The sequence below is a fragment of the Umezawaea sp. genome (assembly GCF_036375055.1).
GTDB lineage: Bacteria > Actinomycetota > Actinomycetes > Mycobacteriales > Pseudonocardiaceae > Umezawaea.
The window spans coordinates 61,362-76,388 of record NZ_DASUSQ010000139.1; the positions used below are offsets into that span (position 1 = coordinate 61,362).

Sequence of the window (15,027 nt, forward strand, 5' to 3'; positions counted from 1 at the left end):
CCGCACGCCACTCCGGCGTTCCCACCTGGGCCATCCCACTCCACCGGGGGATCACGTATGACGTCGGCAACCACACCCGTGGACCGCGCGGCCGCGCGCGGGATCGTCTTCTTCTGCGCCCTGGCGGTGTTCGCCCAGGAGTCGATGTGGACGTTCTACGACGCGCAGGTCCCGCCGCTGCTGCGGGAGCACGTCGGCAGCGCCGCGGTCGTCGGCCTGCTCATGGGCATGGACAACCTGCTCGGCATCTTCATCCAGCCGTGGATGGGCAACCGGTCCGACAACACCAGGACCGCGTGGGGGCGCCGGATGCCCTACATCGCCGTGGTGATGCCCGCCTCGGCGCTGCTGTTCCTGCTCATCCCGCTCTCCTGGTCGTTCGCGTCGCTGGTCGTGGTGATGTTCCTGTTCGCCCTGGTGGGCAACAGCTTCAAGCCCGTCGTCGAGTCGCTGATGCCGGACTTCGTCGAGCCGGAACGCCGCAGCCGGGGCAACGCGGCGGTGAAGGTCGCCTCCGGGCTCACCACCGTCACCACGGCGGTCATCAGCGTCCTGCTGGTCGACGACCACCCGACGCTCGCCTTCGTCGTCCCGTCCGCCACCGCGTTCGTCGTGGTGGCCGTGCTGGTGTGGCGGGTGCGCGACAACCGGTCGCGCGCCTACCGGGCCGCGCTGGTCGAGGACGCCGCCGACGCCGGGAGGACCGACGCGGTCCGGGGCGTGCGGATGCGCGCGGTCGTGCTCGGCATCGTCCGCGACGTCGACCGCAGCCCGCTGCTCCTGCTGGCCTCCGTGCTGCTCTTCGGCGGTGCCTACGCGGCGTCGCGGGCGCTGATGACGCCCTACGCGATGGAGGCCGTCGGGCTGTCCCGGGGCGACGCCGGCGGGCTCACGCTGCCGGGCGGGCTGGCGTTCCTGGTCGCCGCCTACCCCGCCGCGCTGCTCGCGGAACGGATCGGCCGCCTGCGCACGATGACGATCGGCATGGCCGTCTTCGCCGCGGCGATGGTCCTGGCGACCGCCGTGCCGACCGCGACCGCGACGATGGCCGCGCTGGTCCTGGCCGGGGTCGGCGCCTCCGGGTTCATCATCAACGCCGCCGTGGTGCTGTGGAACCTCGCGCCCACGATGCGCGTGATCGGCACCTACACCGGCCTGTACACGGTGACCTGGCAGCTGGGCGGGCTGGTCGGTCCCGCGGCCGTCGGCGGCATGGTCGACATCACCGGCTGGCGCTTCATGCTGCTCGACGCGGGTCTGCTCGCCGCGCTCGCCGTCGTCGCGGTGCTGCGGATCCGGGTGCTGGCCCGCCGCCGCACCTCCGGCGTCGCGAAGGTGCTGTGACGCCGTGGCCCTGGTCCTGATCACGACCGACCACCTGCGCCCCGGCGACGAGGTCGACCTCCTGCTCGCCGAGGCGGGCCACCGCACGCGCCACCTGCCCGGCACGGGCGTGCGCGACCCGGCCGAACTCGTGGCCGCCCTGGACGGCGTCGAGGGCGCGGTCATCGGCACCGAGCCGCTGACCGCCGCGGTCCTGGGCGCCGCGCCCGCGCTGCGCGCCGTCGTCCGCTCGGGCGTCGGCCACGACTCCGTCGACGTCGAGGCCGCCACCCGCCTGGGCATCTCGGTGAGCACCCTGCCGGGCGTCAACGCCAACGCCGTCGCCGAGTACACCCTGGGGCTGCTGATCGCCGCCGCCCGGCGCCTGGTGCCGCTCGCGCTCGGCGTCGCCGAGGGGCGCTGGCCGCGGGGGAGCGGTCGCGAGCTGCGCGGCGCGACCCTGGGCCTGGTCGGCTACGGCGCGTCGGCGCGCGGGGTCGTCCCGCTCGCCCGCGCGTTCGGGATGACGGTGCTGTGCACGACGAGCGTCCCGGACGACGACCCGTCCGTGCGGTTCACCGACCTCGGCACGCTGCTGCGCGAGTCGGACTACGTCTCGCTGCACACCGCGCTCACCCCGCGGACGCGGCGGCTCGTCGACGAGGACGCGCTCGCGACGATGAAGCCGACCGCCGTGCTGGTCAACACCGCTCGCGGTCCGCTGGTCGACGAGGCCGCGCTCGTGCGGGCCGTGACCACCGGGGTCATCGCGGGGGCCGAGCTCGACGTCGTGGACGTCGAGCCGCTGCCCGCCGACAGCCCGCTGCGCGGGGTCGACGGCATCACCGTCTACTCGCACATGGCGGGCCAGACCGCCGAGGCCCGCCGGGCGGCCGGGGTGGGCGCCGCCCGTGAACTCGTCGCCGCGCTCGCCGGGGCACCGCGGTCGTCGGTCAACGCCCACCTGATCACGGCGGGGTAGGTCCGATCTTCGCGTGTTATGCTATAGCAAAAGTCAAAAGTAACCCATTGAGCGGGCAGGGAGCGCGGATGAGCAAGCCGGACGAGGCGGTCGACGAGGTGCGGATCCTGGTGCCCTCGGGGATGTTGGGCGCGGGCTTCGACGTGGCCGCCGTCGAGCGCGGACTGGCGCTGGGAGCCGACGTCATCGCCGTCGACGGCGGGTCGACCGACTCGGGCCCGTACTACCTGGGCTCGGGGAAGCCGAAGACCGCCGCGGCGGCCGTGTCCCGCGACCTGCGCATCCTGCTCGGCGCGGCGGCGCGGGCCCGCATCCCGCTGATCGTCGGCTCCTGCGGCACGAGCGGCACCGACTCGGGCGTGGACTGGGTCGCGGGCATGGTCGACGACATCATCGCCGAGGACGGCCTGGACCTCGCGGTCGCGACGATCTACAGCGAGCAGACGGCGGCCGACGTCGTGGAGCACCTCGACGCGGGCCGCGTCCACCCGTTGCCGCCCCTGCGGGACCTGGCCGCCGAGACGGTGCGGAGCTGCACCCACATCGTCGGGATGATGGGCCACGAACCCATCGTCGAGGCGCTGCGGAGCGGAGCGGACGTCGTGCTCGCGGGCCGCGCGACCGACACGGCGCTCGCCGCCGCGTACCCGTTGATGAAGGGCCTGCCCGCCGGGCCGAGCTGGCACGCGGCGAAGATCGTCGAGTGCGGCGGCCAGTGCACGACCAACCCGCGCTCCGGCAGCGTGTTCGCCACGATCGACCGCACCGGCTTCGTCATCGAATCCCTCGACGAGTCCGTCTCCTGCACACCGCACTCGGTGGCCGCGCACATGCTCTACGAGACGGCCGACCCGTTCCGGATGCGCGAACCCGCGGGCACCCTCGACGTCACCGACGCCGTCTACACCGCGCTGGACGACCGCAGGGTCCGCGTCGAGGGGTCCCGGTTCGAGGTCGCCGACCAGCACACCGTGAAGCTCGAAGGCGCCCGGATCACCGGCTACGAGACCCTGTCGTTCACCGCCATCCGCGACCCGCTGATCCTCAAGGACGTCGAGGGCTGGGCGGAGTTCCTGCGGCAGGTCCTCACCGGCCGGGTCACCCAGACCCTCGGCCTCGACGCCGCCGACTACGCGTTCGACATCCGGCTCTACGGCCACAACGCGGTCCTCGGCCACCTCGACCCGGACACCTCGCCGCCGCGCGAGGTCGGCGTGATGCTGCTGGTGCAGGCCGCGTCCCAGGAGACCGCGACGGCCGTCGCGAAGGTCGCGAACCCGTTGATGCTGCACCTGCCCGCCACCGACATGGCCTACCTGCCGAGCCTGGCCTTCGCCACGTCGCCCGCGGAGACCGAGCGCGGCGCGGCCTACGAGTTCGTCCTGAACCACGTGGTCGACACCGAGACCCCCACCAGCATGTTCCGCACCCACCTGCGAAAGGCCGCCGCCCATGTCTGACACCAGCCCGACCCTCGGAGACCTGGCGCTGGAGGTCCGGTCGAAGAACGCGGGCCCCTTCTGGGTCACCGTCGAGCTGTTCATGCGCGACGAGGCGGGCTACGCGATCGTCGCCGACGAGGAGTTCCTCGACGAGGCCGTCGTCGCACGCCTCTACGACGTCCCCGCCGACGGGGTGCGGATCTTCCGCATCCCGTCGCTGCACGTCGTGAAGATCTCCTACCCCCGTCCGGTCAGCCAGGGCAGCCTGTTCGACCGCGACGTCCACGCGGGCCAGCACCACGTGCCGCTCGCCGTCCTCGTTCCCTGACCGACGCGACGAGGAGCCGGACCGGTGTTCTCCCGCGTTGCGCCCCGGCTCCTCGTCGCCGTCGTCACGGCGCTGTCGGCCGTGCTGCTCACGTGGCTCGACGTGCCCGCGGCCCTGCTGTTCTCGGGAGTCCTGGGTGGACTCACGGCGTCGTCCACCGGCCGCCGCGAACCGGGGCCGACCCGGTTCGCGGGCACGGTCGCGCAGGCCGTGCTCGGCGCGTCGATCGGCGCGATGGCCGACCGGACCGTGCTGGGCGAGGTGGCCCGGCACTGGCAGGCCATCCTCGTCGTCGTCACCGCCACCCTCGTCGTCAGCACCGGCGTAGGGCAGCTCCTCCGCCTCCTGCCGACGGTCGACGGCCGCACCGCCGTGTTCTCCTCGGTGGCCGGGGGCGCGGTCGGGTTCATCACCGGCGCGCGCGAGGCCGGCGCGGACGAGCACGTCGTGATGGTCGTGCAGTACCTCCGCGTGCTGCTCGTCCTCGTGTCGATGCCCGCCGTGGTCCTCTGGCTCGACCCCGGCTCACGGGCCGTCGGCGACCAGGTGTCCGCGAGCGCGGCGAAGTCGGCGCTGTTCGCGCTCCTCGCCGTGACCGCGGGCCTGGTCGCGAACCGGCTGCTGGCGTTCGCGGGCTCGGCCCTGGTCTGGCCGATGCTCGCCGCCCTCGGCCTGGCCGCCTGCGGCCTCTTCGACCACCCCGCGATGCCCACCGCGGCCCTCGGTGCCGCGTTCCTCGTCGTCGGCCTCCAGATCGGCTCCTCCCTGTCGCTGGACAAGGTCCGCGCCGTGACCCGCGTGCTCCCGCTGGCGGGCGTGCAGATCGTCGCGACCGTCGCCGCCTGCGCCCTGGTCGGCGTCGGCCTGAGCCGCCTCACGTCGATCAGCGCCTACGACGCCTACCTCGCGTCCACACCGGGCGGCCTCTCAGCGGTGCTGGGCCTGTCCCTCGCGACCGAGTCCAACACCCCGCTGGTCATGGCCTTCCAGGTGACCCGACTGGTGGTGTCCCTGCTGTTGCTGCCGCTGTTCGCCACCGTCGGCCGCCGCGACGGGTGACCTCCGCGACTGCCGAGGTCGCCGGTCGTGGATGTGCCGAACCGGGTGTCAGCGGCAGCGCCGACCAGAGCGCGTGGCCGATCGACCCTGCCGCTTGCTCGACGACGCCGTGTCCACCGAACGCGTGGAAGCCGCCACCGCGGGCGCGGACGCCGTCGCCCTGGCCGTGGAGGTGGTCGGTCCCTCCACCAGGAAGACCGATCGGCTGGAGAACGGGCTGACCGGCACCGTCGCGGTGACCGGCACGGCGTCGACCACGGTCGCCCCGGCCGATCTCCACGGCGTCCGCGAACGCTGACCACGCACGTCCGCCCGGCCGAGGGCGTCCCACCCCGGCCCCCTAGGGCTGCACCCGGACCGCCGACCCGGAATACTCCAACCAGCCGCACCGACGACGTCTGGGGGACCTATGCCAGCGCCGTCGCCCACCGGCGCCGTCGAGGCGGGCTTCCGGTTGGCGGTCGGCCGGTTCGCGGGCCCGGTCCGGGGCGTCGGACTCGCGGTCATCAGCGTGTTCGGCGTGCTCGCCGTCCCGGACGACGCCGTCCCGCTCGGCCTCGGCCTGCTGGGGTTGGCGCTGGTCGGCGCGGTCTCCGACGGCGTCCCGGCCACCCGCGGCACCCTGGTCGCGCTGGCGCTGGCCGTCGCACGGGCCGGGGCGATCTGCGCGACGCAGTCGTGGACGGCGTCCGGGCCGAACCTGTGGGCGCTCAACGTCCTCACCATCACCGCGATCACGTTCCAGTGGGAGTGGCCGCTCAAGATCGCGGTCCCCGCCACGGTCGGGTTGCTCGCCGTGTTCCTCGCGGCGGGCGGGCCGCCGTCGACGCTGCTGCGCGTCGGGGTCGAGTGCCTGCTCGCGCGGCTGGCGTTCCTGCTGCTGGTCCGCTCCGCCCGCGGGGTCGACGAGCTGCGCGCCCGGCAGGCGGCGCTGGAACGGGCCGAGGTGCTGGCCCGTGAGCGGCGCAGGCGGGAACGGGAGTACCTCGCCCTGCTGCACGACACGGCCTCGGCGACGTTCCTGCTGGTCGGCAGCCGCACCGCCGACCCGGCGGAGGTCGCCGACTTCGCCCGGCGCGACCTGGCCGTGCTGACCGGATCGACCGGCGGACCCGGCCTGGACGACCGGCTGGTGGACGTGGAGTCGTCGCTGCGGTCGGTGGTCGAGCGCAGCCCCCTCGCCATCGACGCGCGCTGGGAGCACGTGCCGCTGCTGCCGGTGCCGGTCACGCTGGCGCTGGTGCGAGCCGTGCGCGAGGCCGTGACCAACGTCGAGCGGCACGCGGGCGTGCGCGCGGCGGCGCTCGGTGTCGCCGGGTCGGGCGACGGCCTGGTCGTGACGGTGACCGACACCGGCACCGGGTTCGACCCGACCGCCGTGCCGGAGCACCGCCGGGGCATCCGCGGCTCGCTGGTCGAGCGGATGGCCGCCGTCGGGGGCCGCGCCACCGTGGACTCGCGACCCGGCGGCGGCACCACCGTGCGGCTGGAGTGGCCGCGTGGCTGACGACGACCGGCTCTTCGCCAACATCAGGATCGTCCTGCTCGCCGTGACCGCCGTCGTGCAGACCGGCCTGAACGCGACGTGGCTGGTCCAGCACCAGCGCGACTACCGGCCCGCGTGGGTCGAGAACACCGCGTTCGCCACCCTGGCGCTGGTCACCGTCGTCTGCGCGGTCTGGCTGCTGCGCCGCCGACCGCTGCCCGCGCCGGTCGCGTTCGGCGGCGCGGCGGTGGTGCTGGCCGCCTCGGTCGCGGCCACCGCCGCCCTCCCCGAGGACGGGTTCTTCCTCGACGTGCACTGGTCGTTCGGCCTGGTCGGCTGGCACCTGCTCGTCCTGCTCGTCGACCGCCTCGGCGTGCTGATCGGCGCGCTCGCGGCGCACGGCGTGGCGAGCGTGACCCAGTTCGTGCTGGTCGGCGACCACGACCGCGCCGAGGTCGGCGGGGCGGGTGTCGTCGTGCTCAGCGTCCTGGGCTTCCAGGCCGCGATCGTGGTGATCTCGCTGGTGCTGCGCCGCCAGACGGGGCTGGCCGCGGCGGTCGCGGCCGACCGCGACCGGATCGCCACCCGTGCCGCGCTGGCCGAGCAGTGGGAACGCGACCGGCGGCAGACGTTCGCCGGTCAGCTCGGTGCGACGCTGCCGCTGCTGGTCGGGCTGGCCGACGGCGCGCTCGACCCGCGCGACGACGCCACCCGCCGCCGCTGCGCGCTCGCCGCGACCCAGCTGCGCAGGCTGTTCGCCGAGAACGACGACGTGCCCGACCCGCTGGTGCACGAGGTCAAGGCCTGCGTGGACGCGGCGGAACGGCGGGGCATCGAGGTGTCGCTCGCGGTCAGCGGCTCCGCCGTGGCGGTCCCGACGGTCGTGCGGCGCGAGCTGACCGCCCCGCTCGTGGTCGCGCTGTCGCACACCCGCACCCGCGCGCGGGTCAGCGTGCTGCGCACCGACCAGGAGGTGCGCGTCGCCGTGCTCGCCGACACCGATCCCGGCGACGGGATCGCACCGACGTCGCCGCTCGTCCGAGTGGAGTGCGACACCTACGGACCGCGGACGCGGATGGAGGCCAGATGGAAGCCCAACTGACCGCCGTGGTGGTCGACGACCACCCGGCGGTGCGCGCCGGGGTCGCCTACTGGCTCGGCGCGGGCACCCCGCCGATCACGGTGGTCGCCGCGGGCGAGGACGTGCGGGTGGCGTGGATCGGCGACGGCGCGACCGCCGACGTCGTGATCCTCGACCTGCACCTGGGCGGTCCGACCCCCGCGCTGGGAGACCTGCGCAGGCTCGTCGAGGCGGGCAGGCGCGTGGTCGTGTACTCGATGCGCGCGGACGACGACATCGCGCTGACGTGCCTCGAACTGGGCGCGCTGTGCTACCTGACCAAGGCCGAGGGCGAGGAGCACCTGGTCGAGGCCGCCCGCGCGGCCGGTCGCGGCGACCCGTACACGCCGCCGTCGCTGGCGGGCGCGCTGGCCGGCGACCGCTCCGACCACCGGCCCGCGCTGTCGGCGCGGGAGACGGAGGTGCTGGTCGAGTGGTTCCAGTCGGAGTCCAAGGACTTCGTCGCGCAGCGGCTGGGGATCAGCGCGAGCACGGTCAACTCCCACCTGGAGCGCATCCGGATCAAGTACGCCCAGATCGGCCGCGAGGCCCCCACCAAGGCGGCGCTGGTGGCCCGCGCGATCCAGGACGGGCTGATCGGCGTCGAGGACCTGTGACCCAACCGTCACGACGGTGTGGTGCGAACGACCGACAGAGCCCGGCGGTGATCGCGGATAGCGTCCTGGCAGACCGGACGGTCCCTGTCGGGCCGGAGGTCCATCCGCACCTCCTCGCCGGCCGCCGTCCGGCGAGGGTCTACCGAGGAGTTCCATGACGCACCTCCGTGGCCCCCTGCTCGCCGCCGCCGCCACGACCGCCGCGCTGCTGCTGTCGTCGTGCGCGAGCGAGACCGCGGGCACCGCGGTGCAGTCGACGTCGACCGCGCCGATCACGGCCGCGACGAGCGCCGTGAGCCCGGCGACGTCCGCGTCGTCCACCGCGTCCTCGTCCGCCTCGCTGCCGAAGGCCGCGGCGGGTGACGTCACCAAGCCCGGCTCCGAGCTGAAGGTGGGCGACCGCGCCGTCGTGCCGTTCAAGTACGGCACGGACAAGAACGGCACCATCGCCATCACCGTGACCGCGATCGAGAAGGGCGACAACGCCGACCTCGCGAAGTTCGGCGACAAGGCGAAGGGCCTGATCCCCTACTACATCAGGGTCACCGTCGAGAACGTCGACGGCAGCGACCTCGCCTACAGCTCGGTCAGCCTCCGGGCCATCGGCACGGACGGCAAGTCCACCGGCGTGATCATCACCGGTGAGACCGACAAGTGCGAGTCCGAGACCGCCAAGAAGGACTTCACCACCGCGGGCGCGAAGTTCGAGACCTGCGTCCTCCAGGCCTCCCGCGAAGGCCTGGAGGTCGCGGGCGCGACCTTCGACAAGGGCGACGACTACCTGAAGTCGCCCATCACCTGGAAGAGCTGACACCCGCTGGGGGTGTGGAACGGGGTGCGGCGTGCGGAGCCGCGCCCCGTTCCGTCTACTCGGGGGCGATGCCGGTCTGGTCGCGGATCCAGTCGGCCACGACGTCCACCCGCGAGATGATCTCGGCGCCGGGCTGCGGGCACGCGGGTCCGGTGCTCTCCACGGCCACCAGCACCCCGGTGCGGTCGTCCTCGGTCGTGAAGAACGGCGCACCCGAGTCCTGCGGGCAGGGGCTGTTCTCCACGGTGCGCGGCGCCACCGGCTGGGCCTGCAACTCGTTCGCCGCGATGGCCGAGACGGTGAACTCACCCCGCTTGAGGTGGTCGGTCGGCGTGATGACGGTCGCCGAGAGCGACCCCCACCCGGCGAACTGCACCCGCTGGCCGATCACGGGCGGCGCCGAGGGCAGCGCCAGCGGCACGACGTCCACCACGGGGACGCTGAGCTTCGCGACCGCGAGGTCGTTGAGCGGTGACTGGCGGATGTCCACGACCTCCGCGGTCTGGCCGCCCCGCTCGCCGGTGGTGAGCTTCCCGATCGTCACCACGGTCGTGTACAGGGGCTTGCCGCCCACCCGCACGTCGTTGACGTCGTGGAAGCAGTGCCCCGCCGTGACGATCCACTGAGGAGCGATCAGCGCGCCGCTGCACCCGCCGCTGCGGACCCCGCCGGTGGCCTCCGGGATGTCGTCGGAGGACAGCTTCGCGTTGAACGGCAGGATCGGCTTCGGCGGCGGGGGAGGGGTCGTGGTGGTGACCGCCGTCGTCGCGGGACCCGCGCCGTCGGCGTTGAGCAGCACGCTGCGGTCGGGCCGCCGGGCCTGCTCGGCCAGGGTCGTGGCCTTCAGCTCGGGCAGCGCGACGGCGGCGAAAGCGGCCCCCGCGCCCAGCACCGACGCGACCGCCAGCGTCCCGAGCGGCAGGAGCGGGCGTCTTCGTGAACTCGTCCTCACCCCCGTAGTACGGATGAACGATCACCGCGGTTGAACCGGATCGCGATCGGTGTCCGAACGGACACCGGCGGGTTCCCGTTCCGGGCCGGGGCGCACCCCTGCCGTGGACCGCCGGACGGCGAGCCCGACCGCGGCGGCGGTCCAGCCGAGCAGGACCAGCAGCCCCGCCCACCACGGCAGCGGGAAGTAGCCCATCGAGGGCGTGTAATGGCCCACGACCTGCGGGAACTCCTCCACGGTCTGCTGCACGGCGAAGCCCGCGGCCGGTGTCACGCGCAGCAGCCAGCGGGACACCTCGTCGGGCAGCAGCGGCAGCACGCCCAGCGCGTAGGGCAGCAGCACCACCCCGACCACGGTCAGCACCGCCGCCCACGCCCGGCCCAGCAGCGCGCTGACGGCGACCGCGAGGACGGCCACGGCGGCGGCCAGCGCGCCGACGCCCACGACCACGCGCAGGCCCGTGAGCGGTGACACGGGCAGGACACCGCCGCCGTTGGCGCGCAGGACCGCCGAACCCACCAGGACCACCACCGCGGCGGCGACCGTCCCCGAGGCGAACGAGACCGCGGCGAGCACGGCCGCCCGACCCGGCAGCGCACCGGGATCGCGGCGGGGGGCGAACCGCGCGGCCACCACGACCAGCACCAGCAGACCGAGGACGAGACCGACGAGCAGGCCCTCCACGGAGCGCCCGCCCACCGTCGGTCCCGGCCCGACGTCGCCGGACCCGGTCACCGTCACCGTCCCGCCCGACTCGACGACCCCCGGCGCCCGGTGGTGCTTCTCCCAGTCGGTGGCGCCCGACTCGCCGATCTGCGAGCCGGTCCACCCGGTGACGGGGGCGCCGTCCACCGTGACGTCGTCGAACACCCCGGTGGCCTGGGTGAACCGGGCCTGCCCGCTGGTCGCGCCGAGCGCGGTCGGCACGAGCGTCAGGTCACCCGGCGACGTCGCGAGCAGCCCCACCCGCACGGTGTCCGGGAGCCCCGGCAGCTCCGCGGTGCCGACGGTCGTCCACCGCTCGCCGTCGGTCGACTCCTCGCCGGTGACGACGTCGCCGGAGCGGGTCAGGCGCAGCCAGCGCGGCGCCGTCAGCGGGCCGGGACCGCCCGCGGTGTCGTGGGCGTAGTCGTGCTGCATCCGCACGCCGTGCGCGCCGGTCATCACGAGCGCGGCGTAGGACGAGCCCTGCTCGGTGCCGTCCTTGACGACGACGCCGACCTTCGCCCACGGCACGAGACCCTCCACGATCTCGTCGTGGTCCGGCGGCGGGTAGGTGATGATCCCGGTCATCGACGTCAGCCGCGCGGTGATGGTCCCCTCGCGACCCAGCGGGCGGTGCGCGAAGGTGAACTGGTCGCTCACCGCGAGGCCCCGCGGTCCCACCGGGTCGGTGGGGCACTCGACCTCGACGTTCCCGGCGCTGCACGACGAGCGGTCGGCGACCGCGAGCAGCAGTCCGGGTAGGACGATGAGCAGGACGGTGACGGCGACGGCGACGATCCGGCCACGGGTGCGGAACCCGTTCCGGGCTGCGGTGGTGTTCACGGCGGCAGTTCTACGGACACGGCGGTGACACGACCCGAACCGCCGCTGTCACCCCGCTGTTAGGTCCGGCGCGGCATCCTGGGCGGATGGACCAACCACGTCATCCGGCGCTGCGGGTGCGGGCGCGATTCACCGCGCTCTACGTCGTGCTGTTCCTCGCCTCGGGGCTCGGGCTGCTTGGCCTGACCTACCTCCTGGTGGGCACGACGATCAGCGTGCCCGCCGAACAGGGGCCGCCGAGCCCGGAAGTCCTGCCGGCGCCGCCCGTCGAGGGGATGTGGCCGCGCCAGCTCCTGGTGGGCTCGCTGATCGCGCTCGCCGTGATGGGCGCGCTGTCCGTCGTGATGGGCAAGATCGCCGCAGGCCGGGTGCTGCGCCCGCTGCGGTCCATCACGGCGGCGACGCGGCGGATCACCGCCGACAACCTGCACGAGCGGCTGGCCGCGCCGGGACCGGACGACGAGGTCAAGGACCTCGCCGACACCATCGACGGTCTGCTGGAGCGCCTGGAGACCTCGTTCGCCGCGCAGCGCCGGTTCATCGCCCACACCTCCCACGAGCTGCGCACACCGCTCGCCACGATGCGGGCGTCGCTGGACGTGGCCGTGGCGAAACCCGAGCCGCAGGCGCAGACCGTGGCGCTGGCGGACCGGCTGCGCACCGAACTGGACCGGGTCGACGAACTGCTGGAAGGCCTGCTCGTCCTCGCCCGCGCGCAGCACGGCGTGCTCGCCGACCGCGTCCAGGTCTCGCTCGCCGCGCTCGCGTCCACAGCCCTCACCGAGCACGCCGGAGCCATGTCCGCCAAGGGACTCGTGCTGGACGTCAGCGCGGTCACGGGCGGCGCGCTGACCGTCGGCAACGCCGCCCTGCTGACCCGCATGGTGGAGAACGTCGTCGACAACGCCGTCGTGCACAACGTCGACGGCGGCTGGATCCACGTCAAGGCCGGGACCGAGGCCCGGCTCGTCGTCGAGACCGGCGGACCCGTGCTCGACCCGGACCACGTCGCCCGGCTCGCCCAGCCGTTCCAGCGGCTCGGCGCCGACCGCACCGGATCGGACACCGGCACCGGCCTCGGCCTGTCGATCGTGTCGGCCATCGCGGGCGCGCACGGCGGCAGGCTCGACCTGGGCGCACTGCCCGAAGGCGGACTGCGCGTCACCCTGTCGCTGCCATGAGGGTCCTGGTGGTGGAGGACGCGCGGACGCTGGCCGCCGTCGTCGCGGAAGGCCTGCGCGACCAGGGGATGGCCGTCGACGTCGCCCACGACGGCCTGGTCGCCGCGGCCAAGCTCGACGTGAACGCCTACGACGTGGTCGTGCTCGACCGCGACCTGCCGGGCGTCCACGGCGACGTCCTGTGCCAGATGATCACCGAACGGGACGACCGCGCGATGGTCCTCATGCTGACCGCGGCGGGCTCACCGGGCGACCGCGTCAGCGGCCTGACCCTGGGCGCGGACGACTACCTGGCCAAACCGTTCCACTTCCCCGAACTGGTGCTGCGCGTCCGCTCCCTCGCCCGCCGCCGCCCCACCGCCCGCGGCCGGGTCCTGCGCGCGGCGGGCGTCGAACTGGACCCGGTGCGCCGCACGGCGACCCGCGACGGCACCCGCCTCGACCTGTCGGTGAAGGAGTTCGCCGTGCTGGAGGCGCTGCTGCACGCGGCACCGGCCCACCTCAGCGCCGAGGACCTGCTGGAGCGGGTGTGGGACGAGCACGCCGACCCGTTCACCAACACCGTGACCGTCACGATCGGCCGCCTGCGCCGCAAATTGGGCGCTCCAGCGGTCGTCCTCACCACCGCGGGCGTCGGCTACCGGATCGGGGACCCGGCCGACTGACTTGCGGGCATGTCTCATGAAGTTCGACCGGTGGCGATGCGCAGGAAGCTATCCCCAGGTGAGGGGGTCCAAGTGGAGGTAGAACTGTTGCCGGTCAGCGTCAAGCGTGATGCCGTAACCACGGGCGAAGGCATCGTCGGCGGCGATCGCTCGGTTCTCGTCGTTCCACGCTTCCCTGGCGTTGGCGAGCAGCAGGGCGATATCGGCATACCTGTCCGCCCGGCCGAGGCGTCCGAGGTCTACGAATCCCGCGAAGTCGAGCGTGCCTGGATCCAGGATGATGTTCGGCAGGCAGAGGTCGCCGTGACAGACGACCGTATCGGCGGCTTCCTGTCGAAGGCGCCGGCGGAGTTGGTCGGCAAGTCGATCGAGCAACTCGGTCGGCGGCGTCTGCTGCTGCTCGACCGGCAAGAAGTCCGGGTTGACCGCACGGCGCGCGACGACGTCCTGGGCGGTGACGAACATCTGCCTCAGGTCGCGGGTGAACGGACAGTCCTTCGTCGGCAGCGCGTGCAAGCCACGCACAGCCTCAGCGATGGAAGGCCACGCCTGCTGGAGCTCCCCTGCCGACACGCTGTCGGCAGGCACCCCACGGACGGCACTGGTTACCAAACACCCGCCACCGGCGTCAGCGATCCAGTCGAGCGCCCTGGGCCCCGAGATGCCACTGGCACTGAGCCAACCGACCCGGTCCCGTTCCCGCACCAGGAGATCCTGTTGCCCCGCCGGTACGCACTTGGCGAACCGCGAGCCGTCGGCACTGCGAAAGACGTAAGCGCCGGACTCTCCATTCGTGACGGGCTCCCATCCGCCGGAATGGTGCTGGGCGAGAAAGAACCCCCACTCATGGTGCGGTGACCCACTCACGAAGATCATCGTAGCCGGCGGTCTGCTCGGCTTCCACCGGTCTGCCTGACTCTTCGTCCGAGGTGGTGCAGAGGTAGATCACGGCGCAGAATTCGCCTTGCCGGGCCTACCGGGCCTCTCTTGCGGCGTAGCCGCGCCAAACCTACAACCTCATCGAGCAACGCCCACCGGAATCGGTGCGCGCCACCAGGCCGTCGCGACCTCCCCGTTGATAGGCGTGCCACCACGTACCCACCGAGACCCCGAACACCTCCGCCGCCTGCCGATGGCCCTCCACTCGCCCGGCTTCCAGCGCCGCCACCACCCGCAACCGCAGCACCCCACGTTCCGCAGGCGACAGCCGGTGCGCACCCTCGACCTCGATCACGGGTGATCAACCCGTGGGCGAGTGATCACTTTCGGCTCAATAGCTCTAGTAGTGCTCCGTTGTCACCCACTTCGCTGCCCCTGAACAGCCCGTTCCGGTTTTGTCGGACCCCGCCGGCATCCTGACCGCCATGGACATCGACCAGTTCTGGGCGCTGATCGCCGCCGCCCGCGCCCGCGCGGCCGACCCCACCGATCCGGCGGCGGTCGCCGAGCAGGCGAGCGCGCTGCTCGCGACCCGTCCGCCCGCGGAGATCGTCGCCGCCCAGCAGGCGTTCTG

Annotated in this window: 17 protein-coding genes; 13 read left to right on the forward strand and 4 right to left on the reverse strand. The window is 73.3% G+C overall.

From position 1 onward, the window contains the following. Positions 1-57: 57 nt before the first annotated feature. The 10 genes from VFZ92_RS34630 to VFZ92_RS34675 all read left to right on the forward strand — a co-directional run bounded on the left by VFZ92_RS34630 (position 58) and on the right by VFZ92_RS34675 (position 9,168). Entirely contained in the window at positions 58-1,344 is a 1,287-nt protein-coding gene (locus tag VFZ92_RS34630) for an MFS transporter (RefSeq protein WP_330880854.1), read from the forward strand. A 4-nt stretch (positions 1,345-1,348) separates the two neighbouring features. Then, entirely contained in the window at positions 1,349-2,305 is a 957-nt protein-coding gene (locus VFZ92_RS34635) for an NAD(P)-dependent oxidoreductase (RefSeq protein WP_330880856.1), read from the forward strand. Positions 2,306-2,373: 68 nt separating this feature from the next. Beyond that, positions 2,374-3,765, forward strand: coding sequence for an acyclic terpene utilization AtuA family protein (locus VFZ92_RS34640; protein WP_330880859.1), 1,392 nt, complete (start codon positions 2,374-2,376; stop codon positions 3,763-3,765). Beyond that, positions 3,758-4,075: a DUF4387 domain-containing protein gene (locus VFZ92_RS34645; RefSeq protein ID WP_330880861.1), complete on the forward strand. Its 318-nt coding sequence runs from the start codon at positions 3,758-3,760 to the stop codon at positions 4,073-4,075. Before VFZ92_RS34640 ends, VFZ92_RS34645 begins: the two co-directional genes overlap by 8 nt. A 24-nt stretch (positions 4,076-4,099) precedes the next feature. Continuing rightward, on the forward strand, positions 4,100-5,134 hold the full coding sequence (locus VFZ92_RS34650) for an AbrB family transcriptional regulator (protein ID WP_330880863.1): 1,035 nt from the start codon (positions 4,100-4,102) through the stop codon (positions 5,132-5,134). A gap of 73 nt (positions 5,135-5,207) precedes the next feature. Further along, entirely contained in the window at positions 5,208-5,432 is a 225-nt protein-coding gene (locus tag VFZ92_RS34655; protein ID WP_330880865.1) for a hypothetical protein, read from the forward strand. Between the two features lie 111 nt (positions 5,433-5,543). Continuing rightward, positions 5,544-6,641 (forward strand): sensor histidine kinase, encoded by a 1,098-nt coding sequence (locus tag VFZ92_RS34660; protein WP_330880867.1) that lies wholly within the window; start codon positions 5,544-5,546, stop codon positions 6,639-6,641. Further along, the gene (locus VFZ92_RS34665) at positions 6,634-7,722 is read left to right on the forward strand and encodes a hypothetical protein (protein WP_330880870.1); all 1,089 of its coding nucleotides are present in this window, start codon (positions 6,634-6,636) and stop codon (positions 7,720-7,722) included. The genes VFZ92_RS34660 and VFZ92_RS34665 overlap by 8 nt, the downstream gene beginning before the upstream one ends. After that, on the forward strand, positions 7,707-8,357 hold the full coding sequence (locus VFZ92_RS34670; protein ID WP_330880872.1) for a response regulator transcription factor: 651 nt from the start codon (positions 7,707-7,709) through the stop codon (positions 8,355-8,357). Before VFZ92_RS34665 ends, VFZ92_RS34670 begins: the two co-directional genes overlap by 16 nt. Before the next feature lie 154 nt (positions 8,358-8,511). Then, positions 8,512-9,168: a hypothetical protein gene (locus VFZ92_RS34675; RefSeq protein ID WP_330880875.1), complete on the forward strand. Its 657-nt coding sequence runs from the start codon at positions 8,512-8,514 to the stop codon at positions 9,166-9,168. A gap of 55 nt (positions 9,169-9,223) precedes the next feature. Here the strand turns inward: VFZ92_RS34675 and VFZ92_RS34680 are convergent, their stop codons facing one another. Together VFZ92_RS34680 and VFZ92_RS34685 are read right to left on the reverse strand one after the other, a co-directional pair. Continuing rightward, complete coding sequence (locus VFZ92_RS34680) at positions 9,224-10,120, reverse strand: S1 family peptidase (RefSeq protein ID WP_330880877.1); 897 nt, start codon at positions 10,118-10,120, stop codon at positions 9,224-9,226. 21 nt (positions 10,121-10,141) lie between these two features. After that, positions 10,142-11,668, reverse strand: a complete 1,527-nt coding sequence (locus tag VFZ92_RS34685) for a hypothetical protein (RefSeq protein WP_330880880.1) — start codon at positions 11,666-11,668, stop codon at positions 10,142-10,144. Between the two features lie 86 nt (positions 11,669-11,754). Between VFZ92_RS34685 and VFZ92_RS34690 the strand changes: the two genes are divergently transcribed. Together VFZ92_RS34690 and VFZ92_RS34695 are read left to right on the forward strand one after the other, a co-directional pair. Beyond that, positions 11,755-12,849, forward strand: a complete 1,095-nt coding sequence (locus VFZ92_RS34690; RefSeq protein WP_330880882.1) for a sensor histidine kinase — start codon at positions 11,755-11,757, stop codon at positions 12,847-12,849. Further along, a complete protein-coding gene (locus VFZ92_RS34695) occupies positions 12,846-13,514 on the forward strand; it encodes a response regulator transcription factor (protein ID WP_330880884.1) in 669 nt (222 codons plus the stop codon). Before VFZ92_RS34690 ends, VFZ92_RS34695 begins: the two co-directional genes overlap by 4 nt. Positions 13,515-13,562: 48 nt before the next feature. Here VFZ92_RS34695 and VFZ92_RS34700 read toward each other — a convergent pair whose 3' ends face one another. Then, complete coding sequence (locus tag VFZ92_RS34700) at positions 13,563-14,390, reverse strand: APH(3'') family aminoglycoside O-phosphotransferase (protein ID WP_330880886.1); 828 nt, start codon at positions 14,388-14,390, stop codon at positions 13,563-13,565. Positions 14,391-14,523: 133 nt separating this feature from the next. After that, entirely contained in the window at positions 14,524-14,748 is a 225-nt protein-coding gene (locus tag VFZ92_RS34705; protein WP_330880888.1) for a hypothetical protein, read from the reverse strand. Positions 14,749-14,878: 130 nt separating this feature from the next. Between VFZ92_RS34705 and VFZ92_RS34710 the strand changes: the two genes are divergently transcribed. Then, positions 14,879-15,027, forward strand: a 149-nt coding sequence (locus VFZ92_RS34710; RefSeq protein WP_330880891.1) for a DUF4240 domain-containing protein, incomplete at its 3' end; no start/stop codon positions are given.

Excerpts from the sequence above, each read along its gene's own strand:
- VFZ92_RS34630 (WP_330880854.1), top strand. The coding sequence starts at position 58 with ATGACGTCGGCAACCACACCCGTGGACCGCGCGGCCGCGCGCGGGATC.
- VFZ92_RS34640 (WP_330880859.1), top strand. The coding sequence starts at position 2,374 with ATGAGCAAGCCGGACGAGGCGGTCGACGAGGTGCGGATCCTGGTGCCC.
- VFZ92_RS34645 (WP_330880861.1), top strand. The coding sequence starts at position 3,758 with ATGTCTGACACCAGCCCGACCCTCGGAGACCTGGCGCTGGAGGTCCGG.
- VFZ92_RS34660 (WP_330880867.1), top strand. The coding sequence starts at position 5,544 with ATGCCAGCGCCGTCGCCCACCGGCGCCGTCGAGGCGGGCTTCCGGTTG.
- VFZ92_RS34670 (WP_330880872.1), top strand. The coding sequence starts at position 7,707 with ATGGAAGCCCAACTGACCGCCGTGGTGGTCGACGACCACCCGGCGGTG.
- VFZ92_RS34675 (WP_330880875.1), top strand. The coding sequence starts at position 8,512 with ATGACGCACCTCCGTGGCCCCCTGCTCGCCGCCGCCGCCACGACCGCC.
- VFZ92_RS34690 (WP_330880882.1), top strand. The coding sequence starts at position 11,755 with ATGGACCAACCACGTCATCCGGCGCTGCGGGTGCGGGCGCGATTCACC.
- VFZ92_RS34695 (WP_330880884.1), top strand. The coding sequence starts at position 12,846 with ATGAGGGTCCTGGTGGTGGAGGACGCGCGGACGCTGGCCGCCGTCGTC.
- VFZ92_RS34700 (WP_330880886.1), bottom strand. The coding sequence starts at position 14,390 with ATGATCTTCGTGAGTGGGTCACCGCACCATGAGTGGGGGTTCTTTCTC.